We start from the raw sequence: 17,047 nt of genomic DNA, 5'->3' as shown, positions 1-17,047 counted from the left end.
GTGCCCATCCTGATCCTGGGCGGCGCGGCCCCGGCCCCCGAGGGGGTCGAGCGGAGCCTCACCACCACCGCCCGCACCCGGCGGGGGGTGGAGCGCAGCCTCCAGACCTGGGCAGGGACGCGGCGGGAGGCGGTGGAGCGCGAACTATCGGTCACCGCCCGCACCCTCGTCCCCACCGAGTACACACCACCCCCCGACCCGGAGCCGCAGGACGGGATGGAGGTGCTGACCGGCGGGCCGCTGCTGGAGACCCGCAGCACGGTCACCGGCTTGCCGGGCACCGTCCTCACCTGGGAGTACATCCACAACGGGCAGCACGAGGAACTGACGGTCACTGTCACCGGACGGCACGGGCTGGCCTCCCCGACCGCGACGGTGGAGGCAGTGGGCGAGTTCGAGCACGCGGACGGGGTGCGGGGCGTGCTGGACCGCCTGCCCCGGCGGACCTTTCAACAGATGGGCCAGGAGCCGGAGGTGGACGAGGGGGCGGACACGACCACGTTCCGCTTCAGGAACAGCCGCGATCAGCAGTTGCGGGGCGTCCGCCTCCCGGAACTCCTTCCCTGGAAACTCAACCCCACCCCCCCGGCAAAGGGCGGCAACTGTGCCGACCGCCCCCGGCAGCGGCAACGGGTGAGCGACCTCGTCCGTCAGGTGATGCTGGCGAATGTCGATCCCTATTTCAGCCTGGACGATGATCCGCTGAAGGACGGCGCCGAGTGGGTCGAGGAGGAGCGCGATTTCAGCACCGAGGGTCTCAGCCCGCAGCAGCTCTGGGACCAGACCTACGGGCTGCTGGGGATGGTCCTGCACGTGCGGCCGCTGGGGGAAGGCATCCGTCTGGTGGGCTGCTGGCCGCAACCCCGCGCGGTCGCCGCCTCCAGCGCCGCGCCCTTCCCCGCCTGGACGACCTCGCGCACCGACCGGCGGGAGATGCTGCACACGCCCACCCGGCTCACCGTGCGCGGGGCGCCCTTTGTGACCGAGCTGACGTACCCCACATTTATGGAGTGGGTGGGGGACGACCCGGCGCGGGACGAGATCAGCCGCGCGCTCGGCCCGGATTCCGAGTGGTTCGAGACGGACCGCTCGGACACGGGAACGGTGCGCCGGGGGTTCCGCAAGTCGCGGGGGCAGATGGTCGCGGAAGTGGAGATCACCACCGGGGACGTGATCGCCGAGGAGACGGTGGACGGCGAGAAGGTCAGCGTGCCGTTCTACGGGGTCCTGCTCGGCCATACCGAGACCACCACGACCTACGACCCGGAGTGCGCCGACCGCCCGCTGCTCCAGCGCACGTTGAACCGGACCTACGGGTACACCCCGTTCACCCGGACGGGCAGCGTCGTGATTGCGGGGCCGGGCCTCTATACCGCTCCGCAGGCAGGAGAACTCGTCGCCGACGAGGAGGTCGTCACCACCTACCGCTACTCCCCGCAGGGCTACCTGATCGGGAAGACGACGACCACCCGCAAGCTGGGCTCGCTGGAACAGCAGGACGCGGAAGAGGAGCCCGCCAAGCGGGGCAAGCTCACGGCGAAGGAATACCTCACCACCGTGGTGACAGAGGCCTGGATGCTGCTGGGCTCCGGGCGCTGGCGGCACTCGACCTCCACCTCGACCCAGAGCCTCGTGCCGGTCTATGACCTGGAGAGCGGGGACGCCATCCGCACCGCGACTGTCACCCGCAGCCTGCCCCCGGTGATCGAGTACACCGACCAGGCCCCGCCGTCCTACCGTTGCCCCACCGACTGCGAGCAGCACGTGCAGGACGAGACGGGCGTGGTGCTCGACACGGGGGACGCCGGGTTTGCCGAGGAGGAGGAGGTCAGCGTGCCCTTCCTCGACCCCGCCCGGCTGACGGGCATCGGCGAGGCCCTGGTCGAGCAGCGTTGGTGGCGGGTGGTGAGCACGGTTGAGCTGGCCTACCCCTTCGGCACGCCGCCGGGCTTTCCCTGGGGCGGGGAGAACGGCTTCGTGCGCGAGGTCAGGCTCTCGGGGGACGCGAGCGGCGTGACGAGCAGCGTGACCGTCGCGCGGGCGGACCTCACCCTCAATCCCCGCATGGCCCGCGTTTCCGGCCTGAAGCTCGACCCCCGCCGCGGCTCCTCGGTGATGCTGGCGGGCAGGCCGGGAGGAGCGCGGGTGCGCCTGGTGATGGGCTGGGACCCGGACACCAATCTGCCGGAGGCGGAGGACGCCTTCGTGACGTTCCGAACAGGGTTTCCCCCCACGCCGGGCGACGAGATCGAGTGGCAACTGGTGAACGGCACCCGGGAGGCGACGAATGCACGATGACCTGCTGGGCGTGCTGATCGGCTGCGGCTGCAAGAAGGCGTGCTGCTGCGGAAAGGAAGAGGGAGTGCCCACACCCCGTTCCTCCACCCTCTTCCAGGCCACACCACGCACCACGTCCCGCCCTCCGCAGGAGGACGAGTCGCCCTTCATCCCGCCCGTCCAGTCCTACGACTCCCCCCAGCGCCCCGGCCACTGGGGCGTGCCCTTCACCCCGTACAGCGAGCCCGCCCGGGACGCCCCCGCCGTGTTCCGGCACCTCCCGCCGGGCGAGGCCCCATCCCGCCCCGTCAGCCTCCCCGGCGAGTTCCAGCAGGCCGACGCCACGACCGTTCCCGTGCCCCCCGCCCTCCAACAGCAGGTGGACCTGATCGCGGGCGCGTCCCTCACCGTGCGGCGCCTGGAACTGGAGCGCACCGTGCTGCGGGACTTCCCCGTCCTCGCCGGGGGCATCCCCGACTTCGGGGACGAGTACCACCCCGGCTTCACGGCGGGGAGGCTGACCGAGGATTGGGGGTGGTTTGATGTGGCGGTCGTCTACAACCGCACGCAGGTCCTGTACCTGTCCGCGGTCGGCGAGGGGTACGGGAAGCGGGTCCGGCTGACGGATGGGAACACCGTGCAGAACGTTCCCATTGAAACATCCCGCTGGACGGAGCACCTCACCACCACCCTGGTCCAGGGGCACGCCACCACGGGCGTCACCCCGCTCGGGGAGAGCGTGACCACCCGCTCCGCCGTCCTGCGCCGCTACCGCGTCGCGGTGGAGATGGCGGGCGGCGGGGAGCACCTGGCCGAACTGATCGCCGTGTTCGACTCCGGCACCTCGACGGCCCTGCCCTCCTACACCATCCTCGCCAGCCTCCCCCCGGAGGAGCGGCGGCAGGGGCTGGAGGAGCAGGACCCCGGGCAGGAGAAGTGGGTGGTCCTGCGAACCTGGGTGAGCGGGGGCGGGGAGTGGCGACCGCTGGAACCGGAGGAGCAACGCGGCGAGTTCTGGAACACCGCCGAGTTCGAGCGCGGCGACCCGCCCACGATGGACCCGCTGGAGCCCGAGGCGAAATGGCGCGACCCGGGGGGCGTGGTGACCGCCCTCGCCCCGGTGCAGCGGGACCTCGGGGGAGCCTTGACGGACCTGAAGCTCACCGCCTACGGGCAAGCGTTCGTCGGGGGCACCTGGACGGCCCTGCGGGACGTGGACGGGGCACCGTTGGTGCTGCACGAGTCGGGCGGCACCGTGCGGGCCATTCGGGCGAGCGGGGTGGAGAGCTGCACGGCCGCGCAGTTCGAGGCGCGGGTGCTGAAGTGCGCGCCCGGCTCATTCCTGGGCTTCTCCCCGGTCGGGCTGGGCTCGCACTCCTGGCCGCCCCCCTGGGCCTGGGCGGTCACGCGGGCCGAAGGGAGGGCCGTCCTGCCCTGGGACGCCTGGCGGGACAGCACGCGGCGGGAGTGGCCGGGACGCCCCCGCAAGCGGCCCCCGGACTCCGCCCCTCTGGACCGGTTGCCCTCCAGCCTGCGCCCGCCGCTCGGCCTGACGCTCGCCACGACCGCCCCGCCTCCCGGGCGCGAGGAGCGGCTCAAACGCGGGCAGCCGCCCGCGCACCTCCCGTCCGTGGTGGAGGTCTGGCGGAATGAGCAGTGGGAGTTCAGTCCGTCCGCCCTGAAGGCCCTGGGGAAACGCTTCCTGTTCCCGCCCGCGGGCTGGGCCGAGGAACTGGACGACGGCAGCAGCGTGCGGGGCCGCCTGCGGGTGGGCTGGGCGGGAGCGGTGATGCCCGGCGGGGGCAGGGTCGCGTTCCTGCTCCGGGCGAAGGTGCCCAAGGGCAGGCTTCCTGCCCTCACCTGGCAGGACCAGCCCCTGACGGTCTATCCGCTCGGCCATGACGCGGGCCTGCGGGGCTGGCAGCCGTTCCTCGCCGTGACGGGGCTGCCCTACCCGGAGGGGCTGCTTCAGGGCGTCCTGACGAGCAACGCGCCCCTGTCCCGCCTGCTGCTCACCCGCCTGGGCGTGACTGAGGCGCCTGACCCTGATCCCGACCCTGACCCCGGGGACGGCGGCAGCGGCAGTTAAAGGAGAAGCATGTACACACCGAATCCCATCCTGGTCGTCGCCACAGGCCCGGACGGCCTCACGGTCGAGGTCACCGCCGAGCGGGGCGACCTCGCGGGGTACGTCCTGCTGGGGCAGCAAGGGCCGAGTTGCACGGTGGAGGTGAGCGTGGACGGCGGCTCGACCTGGCAGGTCGTGACTTACCCGCACACGCTCGCGTCCGGCCTGCTGCGCCTGACGCGCCCGGACCCGGGCGGAGCCGTGACGACCTTGCGCGCCCTGGCCCCGCTCGACGAGGGCGCGGCGCCGGAGCCGCCCGCCGATGACCACACGCTTCAGAACGGCGTGCCGGTGACGGGCATCACGGCGTTCACTGGGCCGAGCAGCAGTGTCACGCCGACCTACTCGGCGTTGATCCCGCCGGGCACGGCCAGCCTGACGGTGAGCATCTCGGGGGGCACGGGCAGCCGGGACATCATCGGGCGGTACGGGGCACCGGACGCGCCGCCGGAGATCAACGCGGCGGAGGATCCGCCCAGCACGGAGCACACCTTCACCCTTCAGGGCCCGCAACCGGGCACGTGGTTCATCTCCGTCTCGGCCGGGTTCGGGGAGACGGTGGAGGGCGCGACCCTCACCGCCACCTGGCAGTAACCCCAACCCCTATCCCCGCCCCAGCCCCGCACCGGCTGGGGCGCGTTCTCTGGAGGTGCCGATGAGCCTGAAATTGAAGCTGCTCGACTTCTGGCGGTACAACCGCATGATTCTGGGGGTCAGCGACCCGACGGACCCGGAAGCAGCGGTGCCGGTGAGCCCGGACGCGCCGCTGCCGGTGCGGGAGGCGCGGGGCAGCACCCTGAGCGAGTTCGACCTCGTGCTCACGAACGTCCCCCAGGGGCTGCCGCCCAAACCAGCGGGCGCGCGGACGGCCGAACTGTACGTGGACGGCGGGGACGCCCGCACGCGCACCAGCAGCGCCACGCTGAACGCGAACGCGGGCGTGCTCTGGCCGGACGGGAGCGGCTGGGAGGTCAGTGGGGACGACCTCGCGGCCCTGCGCGCCGTCATCGGTTCGGGGGCCCCGGTGTTGCGGGGGAAGTGGGTCGGCTGATGGCGGTTCGCAAGCTGTTCGAGCGCCGCATCGACGGGAACAAGGTCGCGGCGGACCAGCTCGCCGCGATGAAGCAGGGGCTGATCGATAACCAGAAGGCGCTGGCCGATAGCGCGCAGTTGCAGACCGACTTGCGGGAGGAGTTCGCCGGGGCGACCTTCAAGGTGTTCAGCTCGCCCATGTACGTGAACGGCGTGCCCGTGAGTGCCGCCTGGGTGGACGCAGCGGACAACGCCTTCGTGTACTTCGGAACGGACGGGAAGGCGTACTTTCCCACCGGCCTGAAAGGGCTGGCCGCCCTGGACATCGCCGGGCTCGCCACGCTAGCCCAGCTCCTCACCACGGGCACCGTCACGCACCAGGGGGACGTGAACGCCCAGGCCAACCTCAGCGTGGGCAAGGCCCTCACCGCGGCGCTGGCCACGCTCGCCGGGATGACCGTGGAGGGCTCGATCAAGACCTGGGCTCTGGCCGACAGTCAGGGCAACATCGCCGCCGAGGTGCTGCCGGACGGCTCCTTCATGGCCTACGGTCAGAACTCACAAGTCGGCCCCATCGGCACGCAGAGCACGGCGGGCTACGCCACGGACGTGGCCTGGGGGATCATGGGTGCGGCGGGTGGAATGCCCCTCTACGCGGACAGCACCGGCACCATCCGCATCTACCGCGCCCGGATCGGCACTCTGCTCGACGGGAACGGAAACCCGATCAGTTTCAGCAGCGCCCCCAGCGGCTTCCGGGTGGACGGCACGCTGGTCACCAGCCTGAAAAGCCTCACGGCCTGGGGGGACTCCATGACGTTTGGCTACAAGGCCAGCTCCGTCACCACCAAAAGCTACCCCGCCATTCTGGCCGCCACCCTGAACGATGGCCGGGCCGTGACCAACGCGGGCGTGGTGAGTCAGACCAGCGCTCACATCGCCGCCCGTGCGGGGGCCGTCCCGGTCACCATCACGGTGCCGAGTGGGAGCATCCCCGCCAGCGGGAGCGTGGCGGTGGGCATCCCCAGCCCGGAGGTGGGCTACAACACCACCGGCCTGATGGTCTGGTTGGGCGGCGTGTACGGGCGGCTGGACCGGACCGGGGCGAAGGACGCCCCTGCTTACACCTTCACGCGCAGCGTGGCGGGGAGCGCCGTGGCCTGCCCGGGAGCCGTCCCCCTGGTGCCGGACGCGGCGACCCACCGGGAGAACGTCACGCTGATCTGGGTGGGCCGGAATGACAACCCAGCGCTGGCGACCAACCTCCAGGCCACCCGGGACAACATCGCGGCCATGGTGCAGCGCTTACGGGACACCGTGGCCCTGCCGCGCTTCCTGGTGTTCGGCCTGCACCTCAGGCCGAGCGAGACGACGGCCACCACGAACTACACGAACATCCTCGACCATAACGCGAAGCTGAAAGCACTCTACATGGACCGCTTCGTGGACCCGAACCTGGTGAGCGCCGTGAATGCGGACGGCACCCCCTACGGGGGCGGTAACCCCCTCTACTTCGATGCGGACGACCTGCACTACAACGACGCGGGCTATCAGGCGCTCGGCCAGTACGTCGCCACGCAATTCATTCAACCGAAAGGCTGGTAAAGCATGCCCGGAATCGTTCAGAAGCTCACTGGCGTCACCTTCACCGACCCCCTCCTCCCCAAGTTGGAAAAGGACACGCTGGCGACCACGGGCACCCTGCTCCTTCAGGACTACGCCAACCCCGCGACCTGGGCGGGGGGAAACCCCGCGAACGGCGCCACGCTGGTCGACCTCGCCCGTGGTGGCGTGAATTCGTCTGTCGTGATCGACCCCGCGTGGCCGGTCACGTATGACGGGAAGGGCTTCCTGCTGCCGGATGAGGGCGCGGCCAGCAACTTCAACGGCAAGAGCTACATCAGCCACCCGTCCGTCCTGCCGGTCGCCCAATCCTTCCTGGCGCTGGCGTGGCTGCGGGTGCGCCTGACCAACCCCGCCTCGGATGATTACCAGGGGGTCCTGGGGCAGAGCGTGAATGCCAACAACGTGAACGCGGGGAACCAACTCGTGCTGTATCTGCGGAGCAGCGGTGGGGCGCGGGGCGCGGTGTCGTTCTGGGATCAGAACGGCGTGAAGTACACCATGAACATCGGGAGCAGCGCTGTCACGGACGGCCAGCTTGTTCAGATAGGCGTGTCCGTGGTGTATAGCAGCGGGAACGCCACCGTGACCGGGTATGTCAACGGCGCGGCGGCGGGGAGCACGGTCACTGCGGGGATGACGGGCCTGCCTGCGGGGACGGGCCAGCCCTTCACCCTGGGGGTCACCAGCACGACCTTCGGGCAGGCCAAGTCCCGCTTCTACCGGGCGCTGGTGGAGAACCTGGCCGTCAGCAACCGCAACCCCCTCACGGTGGTCCAGCAGGACTGGGCGGCCAACAACGGGCGCTTCTGACCTGACCCACGCACCATCAAGGAGGAGGTGGATGATTGTTGGAATGACCATGTGATCGCCCCCTCCCGACGAGGATGGATGCCGAACAGCCCGACACGTCCCCTTCCGTCAGGCCTCGCAGCACAATTCTGTTTGTGTGAAAATTCTTAGCCAGGACTAAAGGCTGGCGATATGTTAGGAGGTATGAACGCCTCACAGCGTATTTCGCAGCTTGATGCCACCCGGGGTATCGCTGCTGTCTTGGTGTTGTTAAGTCATGTTCGAGATACAGTGGGCTCTGCCACACTTCCAGCCTACCAACAGGTAGCACTCCTATTGGACAAACTCTCTCTCACCCCCCTGTACCTTTTGTGGGGTGGTCATCAGGCTGTTTTGATCTTCTTTGTTCTTAGTGGTTTTGTGCTCTATCTCATGTTGGAGCGACAAAACCTAACGTTTTTTGGATACATTGGCAAAAGAATTATACGTCTTTATATCCCATATATTGTATCAATAGGCCTAGCGGTTATGCTCAATGCCCTTCTATCCAACGGTTCATTAGATGGAATGGGACAGTGGTTTAACAACTCGTGGTCAAATCCTATCTCGTGGCTGTCTATATTGAATCATGTGCTTCTGTTGGGGCAATTCGACACAAACCAATACAACGGACCCATCTGGTCCTTAGTACACGAGATGCGTATTTCGATTGTGTTCCCATTGGTATTCCTAACTGTTAGGAGATTCGCATGGTATAAGAATCTACTAGGATATGGCGCTCTAAGCATTGTTGGAGCGATTTCATCTTTCACCCTGCCTGTCGTCTCATCGGGACTAGGCAGTCTAAGTCTCACGTTGCATTATTTGCTAATATTTGCGGTGGGAGCGCTACTTGCTAAGCACCGCTCAACTCTTACTCTAAGATTTCAAACCATATCTCTACGAGTTCAGTTGACTCTGCTGGCCGTCGGACTGATGTTTTACATCTATGGAAGCAAGGTTACACGCCTCATCACTGATGATAAATTTCTGATTCAGGATTATGGCATACTTCCTGGCGCAGTAATTCTAATAGCAATCGCCGCGTTCTCGCCCTATTCTGCTCGCTTGTTGAATAATTCTATTATGCAGTATCTCGGACGTATCAGCTACAGTCTATATCTAACCCACTTTATTGTTATTTTGTGCCTTGTTCACATTGCAATTGGTAAAGTGCCTCTTCCTGTCATTGTTCTGACTGCCATTCCTATGAGCTTTCTTGTTGCAACTATCTTCTACCGCCTCGTGGAACAACCTTCTATCGAGATTGGTCGCGGTATAGGAGCCTTGCGCTTCAAGCGTACAGATACAATAGCCACTGACTGATTACAGATACTCCTCCAGTACCGTAACGCACCTACAGGGTGCGTTTTCTATACTTCCCTGTGCCCTGACGCCATATTCAGGAATTCGAGCCATGCTTGCTCCAGCGCTCATCGATGACACCTCAGCCGTTTGGGTGGTCTCATTTGAGCGAGCTCAGGATCAACACTCCAGCAGACACCAGCAGGGGCGGCGTCAGAGCCGCCCCTGCTGGTGTCTGCCTTACTTGCCGTTGACCATTCGCGGGACTTTTTGCCCAACACGCTTGCGGCAGCAGGGACATCGCATGCCGGGAGTTAGGGATGGAGAACCGAGCGCCCAGCGCCATGTCGTTCATTTGCGAGCAATCCGCGATTCACCCGCCGAGGCCCGAACCCCCTGAAGGCAAACGGTTGTTTCCGCCACTTCGCCACAGGCCACAAAACCTAGCACACCTCACCCGCCCAGCCTCCCGGCCCTGGGCGGGTTTTTCATGCCGGGAGAACGGAGCCCCTTTGCGCGCATCCCTGCACACACACCGTGAAGCCTTCCAGCAGACCCCCTGGCAATCGTTCGCCCTCGTCGCGGCGTTCGGCGCCCTGATCGTCGGTCTGAGCTTCCTCCTGTACCCCGAGGTGTACGACCTCAGCAAGAGTTACACCGTCCTCAAAACGTGGTGGCCGAACGCGCACTCCCTCGGGCTCCTCACGACCTTATGCGCCCTCGCCGTTCTGCTCGGCATCGCGCACCGGATCGCCCTGCACGGCCTGATGGGCGTGTTCCTCTTCCACTTCCTGCTGGCTGCCGCCTCCCTCATGAGCGTCGGACTCAGCGCGAGCCTCCCCCTGTTCGTCTTCTTCGCCTGGCTCGCTTTCACCGCCTACATCCGCAGCGGGGGACTCCGGTTAAGGAGGCACCGATGCCCCCCGAAGTGCTGACCTGGGCCGGGCTGCTGCTGTCCGGCGGCACGCTGGGGGCCTTCACCAACTGGATCGCCAGCAAGTACAAGCGGGACGAGGCGCGTTACACCAGCGACTTCAACCGCGCCAAGCTCGATCAGGAAACGCAGACCAGCATCCTGAAAGAACTGCGCGAGGAGCTGCGCGAGACGAAGGCCGAGCTGAAGGTCACCAACGAGAAACTCCACGCCCAGGGGATTGAACTCGCGGTGCTCACGGGGAAGGTGCAGGTGCTGGAGGCGAGCGAATCGCACCTCAAGCTGGAGGTCACCCGCCTCACCACCGAGAACCAGGCCTTGCGGTCAAAGAACACCGAGCTGAACGACGAGAACGAGATTCAGGCCCAGCGGATCATGGAGTTGACCGGGCGCCTGAGCGTGTACGAGTCGGGTGGCATGAACACCCCTGGAGGCTGCCCGTGAACCTCATCCTCAACAGCGACCACATTCGCGCCGTGGCCCCAGGCCATCCCGACCCGGACGCGGTGGTGGCCGCCCTGCGCCCGGTCCTCCAGCGGTACGAGATCGACCAGACCCCCGAGCGCCTGGGGATGTTTCTGGCAACCCTGGCGCACGAGTCGAACTTCGTGTGCCAGTCCGAGCGGCTGGGCTACTCCGCTCAGCGCTTGGCCGAGGTGTGGCCGAACCGTTACGCAAGCCGCCCGGGGGTGCCCAATGCCCTCGCCCTGCGCCTCGCTGCCGCCGGGCCGCAGGCCATCGCCAATAACTGCTACGCGGCGCGGATGGGGAACGGCCCGGAGAGCAGCGGGGACGGCTGGCGGTACCGCGGGCGCGGGCTGATCCAGCTCACGGGCCGCGACGCCTACCGGGCCTACGGGCAACGGCTGAACCTGGACCTGGAGCGCAACCCGGATCTCGCCCTGCGCCTGGACGTGGCGGCGGGCATCGCGGGGGCGTTCTGGGACAATAAGCGGCTGCCCGGCGATCCCCGCAGCCTGAACCAGATGGCGGACGCGGGCGACATGGAGACCGTGACGCTGGCGATCAACGGGGGCGAGAACGGGCTCCCGGACCGCCTCGACCGCTACCGGCGGGTGATCGGGGCCCTGCGCGAGCAGGCGGCGGCGCTCGCCGCCCAGGAGCAGATCGTCCACCCGCCCGTCGCCGTGCAGCGCCTGTTTATCAACGGCGTCGAGGCCTTGCCGTTCGAGGCCCTGTTGCTGGAAGGCACCGTCACCACGGCGAGCGGGACGCACCCCATCGTCAAGCGCAGCCAGGTGGGGGAGAAGCTGTATGTCACGACGGGCTGAGTCCCCCGGCGCCCGGCTGCGGCGGGTGATCGTGCCCGGCACGAGCGGCGGGTTGTACACCCTGCTGTGCGGCACGCTTGGGTTCGGGGCGGTCGTGTACGCCTACATCGCCAGCTTCCATACCGGGAAGCCCATGCCGCTCATGACCGAGGCGCTCCTCACGGCCTCGGTCGCCCTGCTGGGCGTCCACACCACGCGCGGCATCCTCGCCGACCGCGAGAACGCAAAGAACGGGGTGGCACCGGTCCCGGTCGAGCCCACCACGCCGCCCACGATGCCCCTCCCTGACCTTCCCCCGTCCAAATAGGCCCGCCGCCTCAAAGCCCCGCCCTCTTCCGGCCCCTGCCTCGCGGTGGGGGTCGCGCCCTTTCAGGAGCCCTTATGGACCTGCACCGCATCGAAGTTGAGTTCAAGCTCCTCGCCCTTAAGGCCGTCCCGGAGATCGAGCGCCGCGCGCTGGAGTGGAAAGCGCAGCACGGCGACAAGATGTTCGCGGACAAGCGCACCCTCGCACTGGACTACATCGTCAGCAGTTACGCGGCGGCGACGGCGGGCGTGCCCGGCCTGAACCTCACCACCCTTGACGACGACTTCGTGCGCGCTCAGGCCGCGAAGGCACTGGACTGGGCGTGGAGCCAGACCGGTGACCTCGTCAACCAGACCGTCCACGCGCCGGTCACGAACGACTCGACCCTGCCCACCGGAGGCCTGCAATGAAGCGTCTGCTCCTCGCCTGCACCCTCGTTCTGACCGCCTGCACCCCGGCCCTGGGCACGCTGCCCACCCTCACCCCCTCGCCGAACAAGGCCGGGGCGACCCTCACCCTGACCGCCGAGGGCGACCACCAGATCGTGCGGGCCGGGACGGCGGATGCCACCGTGACCCTGCGCCTGTACGGCCTGAAGCTCGCCGTGAACGATCCGGCGTGCCGGGCGGTGGACGCGCACCTGGAGTGCGCCGTGGGCCTCGTCCCTGCCGGAAAGGCTTACGGACTACCCGCCCGGGGTGTCCTGGCCGCCGAGGCGGACTTCGTGCGGGCGAACGGCACGAGCGACACTTTGAAAACCGACTGACCCCACAAAGTACCGGATAGTCGTGAGTGTTGATTGTTGGGTAGTACACGTGGTTCCTAGCGATCAGCCAAGAACCTTTCGCAGGCCCGCTTTAATACGCTCATCTGTCTGAAGTAGAAATGCGTTTTCTAACTTTGACCGTAATGAATCGCTTATCGTATCGGCCTCATCAAGTGATTCGATAATGTTCCACGTAACCTCCTCCCGATTCCCCGATTTTGAGAGATACCTGATGGCAACGTCAACCAGCTTCTCGCTACTCAAGCACTTGTTAACGAGAAATGCCGCCCACTGCTGGAGGGTAAAGTCCTCATTCGGGTCGACAAGAATAGCTGTCACGACTTCGCAGAGGCGAGTCTGTTCCCAATCGGAAAATTCTACATCCCGAATGAATCGACAGGCTTCCGCTCTTACGATCCATGTTTCGGAGACATCTCCTATCACGGCTACCGCAAAATAGATGCTCTCTGGTGGTTGATTTTCGAGAAAACCTTGAAGGGCATTTATTTTTGAATCTTCATCGTGTGCTTGATATCCACGTTCCTCAACAGCCTTCCAATCTGCCATAACTACCTCCTATAGCACATTCTTCTCGGTTATTGAAAATAGAGTATGACAACGCTGCAAAAATCAAATTTGTGGTCAGGATGCGTCTTGTCCGAGATGTCATCTCTCCAATCGTGTACGCGACACCGCTAGCCAACTACTGAACTGAACCGCCCCTCGCCGATTCGTGCTGAGATCGACCCGCCTCCACCCTTCCCGGTGGGGGCTTTCGCTTGCCCCGGAGTTCCCGATGAAGAAACTGCTGCTCACCGTCCCCCTGCTGCTCCTCGCCGCCTGCGACAAACCCGACCCCTCCACCCGCCCGGCCACCCGCGTCATGACCCTCACCTCGCAGACGGGCCCCACCGCCCCCACCGTGAGCCTGCCGCTGACCGGGAGCACCATCGTCTGCACGGTGCCCAGCATGACCACGCCGGGCCGCTACGTCATCGTCCCGCCCGTGACGACCCTGCGCATCAACGGAGAGAGCGCTGAGTTCGGCGAGCGCGACCTGAAACCCGGGGACACGGTGGAGGTCTCGACCGCCTGCCCCACGCTGAGCGCCGTGCCCGAGCCCGTCCCGGCCCCCGCCCCCGCGCCCGCGCCGACCCCGGCGCCGATCACCTACAACGGCCCGCTGACGATCACGAAGGGCGGTACCTACTCCGGCAACTGGGAGAGCACGGGCACCATGCCCGTCATCACCATCAAGACCGCCGAGCCCGTGGTCATCGAGAACAGCCGTATCCGCGGCGGCGGGCGGCTGATCACCGGCTTCGGGTACGACCTCACCGTGCGCAACGTCCGCGGCGACGCCTTAACGCCCAACCTGGCAGGGAGCAGCGCCACCCGCGTCGTCGTGGGCGAGGAGATCAGGAACCTGCGGGTGGAAGACTCCTCCTTCACGGGCGGCGGCATCTACGTCCGCTCCTTCAAGGGGACAGGCGAGCAGGGCATCCGCATCCTGCGGAACACCTTCCGCAACATCGACGGGCGCCAGAGTGACGGGAAGGGCGGGTACAACGGCAAGACGAACATCATGCAGGCGGTCCAGCTCAACGCCGTCAACCGCATCGAGAACGCGGAGATCGCCTGGAACCAGATCATCAACGAGCCCGGGAAGAGCGCGGTCGAGGACAACATCAACCTGTACGTGTCCTCCGGGACACCCGAGAAGCCCATCCTGATTCACGACAACTACATTCAGGGGGCGTACCCCGCCAATCCGGCGAGCACGTCCTACTCGGGCGGCGGGATCATGCTGGGGGACGGGAAGGTGACCGACCCGGCGTTGAACGGGTACGCGCGGGCGTCCGACAATCAGGTGGTCTCGACGACGAACTACGGCCTCGCCATTGCGGGCGGGGTGGGGAACGAGCTGCTGCGCAACCGCGCCGTGAGCAGCGGGCGGCTGCCGGACGGGTCCCGTCTCCCAGCGCAGAACGTGGGGATGTACGTCTGGGACATCAGCGGGGCGGGCGCCCTGACGCCCCCCACCTTCGGGAAGCATCGGGTGGAGGGGAACGCGCTGGGCTGGACGAAGGTGGGCACGGACGGCAAGACGAGCACGAACCCGATGTGGCTGCCGAACCTCACGCTGAACGGCGGGGCGGGCAGCGGGAACACCTCGCTGGGCACCGTGACGCCGGAGATGGAGAAGGCGGAGTTCGCGGCCTGGCAGAAGAAACTGAAGGCAGCGGGCATGAGCATCGGCGCGCGCTAAAACGTCAGACAACTCGCGCCCTTGGCAGTACGCCGGGGCGGCAGGAGCGGGCGTTCAACGAGGCGTGGGCGCAGCTCGGGGAGACGGTCAACCGTCTCGCCTGCGTCCTGGAAGACTGATCCCTCCCTGAGCTGCAGGCGCGAGAATGTGCGCATGGCTTGGGTGGAAGTGAAGTTGAATCGGGTCAAGGCTGGGGACACACTGAGGGTGAACGGCGGGATGCCATTCGTGGTGCAGGCGATCATCGGCAGGCGCGGATTCGTGCTGGAGGTCGTCACCGAGGACGGCGTGCCGGTGGAGATCCGCGACACGGACGATGTGGCTCTGCTGGACCCCTGAAGAACTTGCCCCCTCCCCCTCAGCTTCGGCTGGGGCGGGAGGGGGCTTTTTTGTTGCAGTCAGGCGGTTAGAGGTATCCGATCAGGAATGACAGGACGTCGACGGCGTGTTGGGGCACGCCCTGCTTCATGGAATCCCGGAGGTACTGGCGGTAGCCGTTCACCAGTGCCTGTTTGCGTTCGGGCGTCCAGGAGTACGTGATGTAGGTCGACAAGATCGACAAGCGAGCGGCGACATGGACGATGGGAACCAGGTCATTGGTCAGGTTGGTGAAGGATTGAGCGTCGGGTTTCTGCACCGTGAACGTGAGGGGCGTGCTGGACTCGTTGCCCGCGACATCGGTGGCTTTGACGGTGTAGGTGAGGGTGTAGGGGAGTTGCGAGGGCTGTATACCAGCCTGGGCGAGCAGTTCACCCGCGGTGCCCTTCAGCTGGGGGCAGGAGACCTGGGCGACGCCGGAGACCTCGTCATAAGCGGTACAGGTAATGTTGACCAATTCGTCAATGGTGTAGCTGTCGTGCCGGTTGGGGAAGGTGACCGTGGGGGGAGCGCTGTCGTATTTGACGTGTGCCTCATCGCTCGCTACGTACCAGGGCCAGTCGAGATGGCAGTACACACTGCCTTCTCCACTTGAGTTGAAATCGAGTTGAACGGTGGACAGGTATACGTTCGGCTGGATTTGTGTGGAGGGACGAAGCTTCATGGATCGGTCGTAGCCAGGGGGGTTAATGCCACATTTCGGTTGGTTACCGATGTGATAAACGAACTCGTTTCCGATCTTAACTTGTGCAACTGGGGGTTGTGCCCCTTTAAACCAGTCTTGATTGCCCTGTATACCGGTAACCGTAATGTCAAGGGTAGGTAAGGCACTGACAGGGGACATGGCCACGCAGGCATAGACTTGATCCAGCGTCGATAAAACCCCTTCGTTCAAATTCTTAAAGGTTGAGTTCCCCTGGTAATAGGGATCTGAGTATAAACCACCCTGACCGAGGACAGTAATGAGCATGGTTGGACTATCGGGGGCCAATTTTTCCTGGCATTTTTTTGTGATTTCGTCGTCGCCAAACACCTCGCCATGAGGGAAGGCGACAAAATCTATGTCACTGATAAACCTGGATACGGGCACGTCTCCAATACCATAAATATGGTGGTATTTAAGTATATTCCATGTAGAATTTCCGGTGTTATTCCTAGTATACCAGGAATCTGTCGGCGTTACTCCAGTGTACCAGCACAAGTAAATAAAATTGCTGAGTAGACCCGCGCCCTTATTTAGGTCGACTGGGCTATAATTAACAGTTTGACCAGGGCGCTGCCTTGAATTGGCGCAATCGTTCCTGAGTCTGTTATTGTCAATGTTCTCAGATGGTGTTGGTCCATAATCAAGAACATCCAGCATGGTGACGTGTGGAGTGTTGGGGGCGCTGGTATAGTAGATACAAGCATATACATGGTTAGTTGAGTGACCACTATTAATGTCTGCGGTTCGCTTTCCTTTCTTTCTTTCTATATCAGGGCAGCCATAATTTGAGTTGTTGGTTGCGACAATACTAATATTAGAAACAAATGGTGGCAGAGCTTGAAGCTTAGTTAAATCAATGGATGAGGATGGCTCTGGCGATGGAGATTTAAGCGCGTATAAATTGCCGGGTTGAGATGGCAAGGTATGAGTGCCCAGCAAAGGCTGAACGTTCGCGGCAGGGTCGGTTGCAGCAGGAGAACTGGCCTGCTGCTGGCCGCAGCCAGCGAGGAGGGCGAGCGTGCTGAGGGCGGCAGCCAGGAGTACAGGAAGTCTCAACATGAGCCCTTTCCATGAGGTCGCGCCATGACAATGAAGGGTGAAGAGCCGGGTGGCTTCACTTCCGCGCCGTCGCCTAGGATGTGAGAAACTTAACATTCTGGTGAGTCCAGGTCAAGCTCGACGACCTAGATGAAGGCTGA

Annotated in this window: 17 protein-coding genes; 15 read left to right on the top strand and 2 right to left on the bottom strand. The window is 64.9% G+C overall.

Features of this window, described 5'->3' with window-relative positions; all coding sequences use genetic code 11:
• From F784_RS0102990 to F784_RS0102935, 13 genes are all read left to right on the top strand, one after another.
• Positions 1 to 2,298 (top strand): hypothetical protein, encoded by a 2,298-nt coding sequence (locus tag F784_RS0102990; RefSeq protein WP_019585214.1) that lies wholly within the window; start codon positions 1 to 3, stop codon positions 2,296 to 2,298.
• Positions 2,288 to 4,366, top strand: coding sequence for a serine/threonine-protein kinase (locus F784_RS0102985; protein ID WP_019585213.1), 2,079 nt, complete (start codon positions 2,288 to 2,290; stop codon positions 4,364 to 4,366). The genes F784_RS0102990 and F784_RS0102985 overlap by 11 nt, the downstream gene beginning before the upstream one ends.
• 9 nt (positions 4,367 to 4,375) lie before the next feature.
• Entirely contained in the window at positions 4,376 to 4,999 is a 624-nt protein-coding gene (locus tag F784_RS0102980; RefSeq protein ID WP_019585212.1) for a PPC domain-containing protein, read from the top strand.
• A gap of 61 nt (positions 5,000 to 5,060) precedes the next feature.
• Complete coding sequence (locus tag F784_RS0102975; protein ID WP_019585211.1) at positions 5,061 to 5,456, top strand: hypothetical protein; 396 nt, start codon at positions 5,061 to 5,063, stop codon at positions 5,454 to 5,456.
• The gene (locus tag F784_RS0102970) at positions 5,456 to 7,042 is read left to right on the top strand and encodes an SGNH/GDSL hydrolase family protein (RefSeq protein ID WP_019585210.1); all 1,587 of its coding nucleotides are present in this window, start codon (positions 5,456 to 5,458) and stop codon (positions 7,040 to 7,042) included. The genes F784_RS0102975 and F784_RS0102970 overlap by 1 nt, the downstream gene beginning before the upstream one ends.
• Positions 7,043 to 7,045: 3 nt before the next feature.
• Positions 7,046 to 7,873 (top strand): LamG-like jellyroll fold domain-containing protein, encoded by an 828-nt coding sequence (locus tag F784_RS0102965; protein WP_019585209.1) that lies wholly within the window; start codon positions 7,046 to 7,048, stop codon positions 7,871 to 7,873.
• A 183-nt stretch (positions 7,874 to 8,056) separates the two neighbouring features.
• Positions 8,057 to 9,217 (top strand): acyltransferase family protein, encoded by a 1,161-nt coding sequence (locus F784_RS25100; protein ID WP_169405630.1) that lies wholly within the window; start codon positions 8,057 to 8,059, stop codon positions 9,215 to 9,217.
• 491 nt (positions 9,218 to 9,708) lie between these two features.
• A complete protein-coding gene (locus F784_RS0102960; protein WP_019585208.1) occupies positions 9,709 to 10,131 on the top strand; it encodes a hypothetical protein in 423 nt (140 codons plus the stop codon).
• Entirely contained in the window at positions 10,113 to 10,574 is a 462-nt protein-coding gene (locus F784_RS0102955) for a hypothetical protein (protein ID WP_019585207.1), read from the top strand. Before F784_RS0102960 ends, F784_RS0102955 begins: the two co-directional genes overlap by 19 nt.
• Positions 10,571 to 11,422 carry a glycoside hydrolase family 19 protein gene (locus F784_RS22210; protein ID WP_019585206.1) on the top strand — a complete coding sequence of 284 codons (852 nt, stop codon included), beginning with the start codon at positions 10,571 to 10,573 and terminating at the stop codon, positions 11,420 to 11,422. The genes F784_RS0102955 and F784_RS22210 overlap by 4 nt, the downstream gene beginning before the upstream one ends.
• On the top strand, positions 11,406 to 11,729 hold the full coding sequence (locus F784_RS0102945; protein WP_019585205.1) for a hypothetical protein: 324 nt from the start codon (positions 11,406 to 11,408) through the stop codon (positions 11,727 to 11,729). Before F784_RS22210 ends, F784_RS0102945 begins: the two co-directional genes overlap by 17 nt.
• A gap of 74 nt (positions 11,730 to 11,803) precedes the next feature.
• Positions 11,804 to 12,139 (top strand): hypothetical protein, encoded by a 336-nt coding sequence (locus F784_RS0102940; protein ID WP_019585204.1) that lies wholly within the window; start codon positions 11,804 to 11,806, stop codon positions 12,137 to 12,139.
• Entirely contained in the window at positions 12,136 to 12,495 is a 360-nt protein-coding gene (locus F784_RS0102935) for a hypothetical protein (RefSeq protein ID WP_019585203.1), read from the top strand. The genes F784_RS0102940 and F784_RS0102935 overlap by 4 nt, the downstream gene beginning before the upstream one ends.
• Before the next feature lie 63 nt (positions 12,496 to 12,558).
• Here the strand turns inward: F784_RS0102935 and F784_RS25885 are convergent, their stop codons facing one another.
• Positions 12,559 to 13,062 carry a hypothetical protein gene (locus F784_RS25885; RefSeq protein WP_157464951.1) on the bottom strand — a complete coding sequence of 168 codons (504 nt, stop codon included), beginning with the start codon at positions 13,060 to 13,062 and terminating at the stop codon, positions 12,559 to 12,561.
• 229 nt (positions 13,063 to 13,291) lie between these two features.
• Between F784_RS25885 and F784_RS22205 the strand changes: the two genes are divergently transcribed.
• Complete coding sequence (locus tag F784_RS22205) at positions 13,292 to 14,764, top strand: right-handed parallel beta-helix repeat-containing protein (RefSeq protein ID WP_051086916.1); 1,473 nt, start codon at positions 13,292 to 13,294, stop codon at positions 14,762 to 14,764.
• A 153-nt stretch (positions 14,765 to 14,917) separates the two neighbouring features.
• Positions 14,918 to 15,103: a hypothetical protein gene (locus F784_RS0102925; protein ID WP_019585202.1), complete on the top strand. Its 186-nt coding sequence runs from the start codon at positions 14,918 to 14,920 to the stop codon at positions 15,101 to 15,103.
• A 67-nt stretch (positions 15,104 to 15,170) separates the two neighbouring features.
• On the opposite strand, the gene F784_RS26975 is transcribed toward F784_RS0102925, so the two are convergent.
• Complete coding sequence (locus F784_RS26975) at positions 15,171 to 16,907, bottom strand: Ig-like domain-containing protein (RefSeq protein WP_245557747.1); 1,737 nt, start codon at positions 16,905 to 16,907, stop codon at positions 15,171 to 15,173.
• Positions 16,908 to 17,047: the final 140 nt, after the last annotated feature.

The sequence above is a fragment of the Deinococcus apachensis DSM 19763 genome (genome assembly GCF_000381345.1).
GTDB lineage: Bacteria > Deinococcota > Deinococci > Deinococcales > Deinococcaceae > Deinococcus > Deinococcus apachensis.
This window is presented reverse-complemented; position numbering and strand designations above follow the sequence as displayed.

Coding starts and splice junctions, on each gene's coding strand:
- F784_RS0102985 (WP_019585213.1), top strand. CDS start 2,288: ATGCACGATGACCTGCTGGGCGTGCTGATCGGCTGCGGCTGCAAGAAG.
- F784_RS0102980 (WP_019585212.1), top strand. CDS start 4,376: ATGTACACACCGAATCCCATCCTGGTCGTCGCCACAGGCCCGGACGGC.
- F784_RS0102975 (WP_019585211.1), top strand. CDS start 5,061: ATGAGCCTGAAATTGAAGCTGCTCGACTTCTGGCGGTACAACCGCATG.
- F784_RS0102970 (WP_019585210.1), top strand. CDS start 5,456: ATGGCGGTTCGCAAGCTGTTCGAGCGCCGCATCGACGGGAACAAGGTC.
- F784_RS0102965 (WP_019585209.1), top strand. CDS start 7,046: ATGCCCGGAATCGTTCAGAAGCTCACTGGCGTCACCTTCACCGACCCC.
- F784_RS25100 (WP_169405630.1), top strand. CDS start 8,057: ATGAACGCCTCACAGCGTATTTCGCAGCTTGATGCCACCCGGGGTATC.
- F784_RS0102955 (WP_019585207.1), top strand. CDS start 10,113: ATGCCCCCCGAAGTGCTGACCTGGGCCGGGCTGCTGCTGTCCGGCGGC.
- F784_RS0102945 (WP_019585205.1), top strand. CDS start 11,406: ATGTCACGACGGGCTGAGTCCCCCGGCGCCCGGCTGCGGCGGGTGATC.
- F784_RS0102940 (WP_019585204.1), top strand. CDS start 11,804: ATGGACCTGCACCGCATCGAAGTTGAGTTCAAGCTCCTCGCCCTTAAG.
- F784_RS0102935 (WP_019585203.1), top strand. CDS start 12,136: ATGAAGCGTCTGCTCCTCGCCTGCACCCTCGTTCTGACCGCCTGCACC.
- F784_RS25885 (WP_157464951.1), bottom strand. CDS start 13,062: ATGGCAGATTGGAAGGCTGTTGAGGAACGTGGATATCAAGCACACGAT.
- F784_RS22205 (WP_051086916.1), top strand. CDS start 13,292: ATGAAGAAACTGCTGCTCACCGTCCCCCTGCTGCTCCTCGCCGCCTGC.
- F784_RS0102925 (WP_019585202.1), top strand. CDS start 14,918: ATGGCTTGGGTGGAAGTGAAGTTGAATCGGGTCAAGGCTGGGGACACA.
- F784_RS26975 (WP_245557747.1), bottom strand. CDS start 16,907: ATGTTGAGACTTCCTGTACTCCTGGCTGCCGCCCTCAGCACGCTCGCC.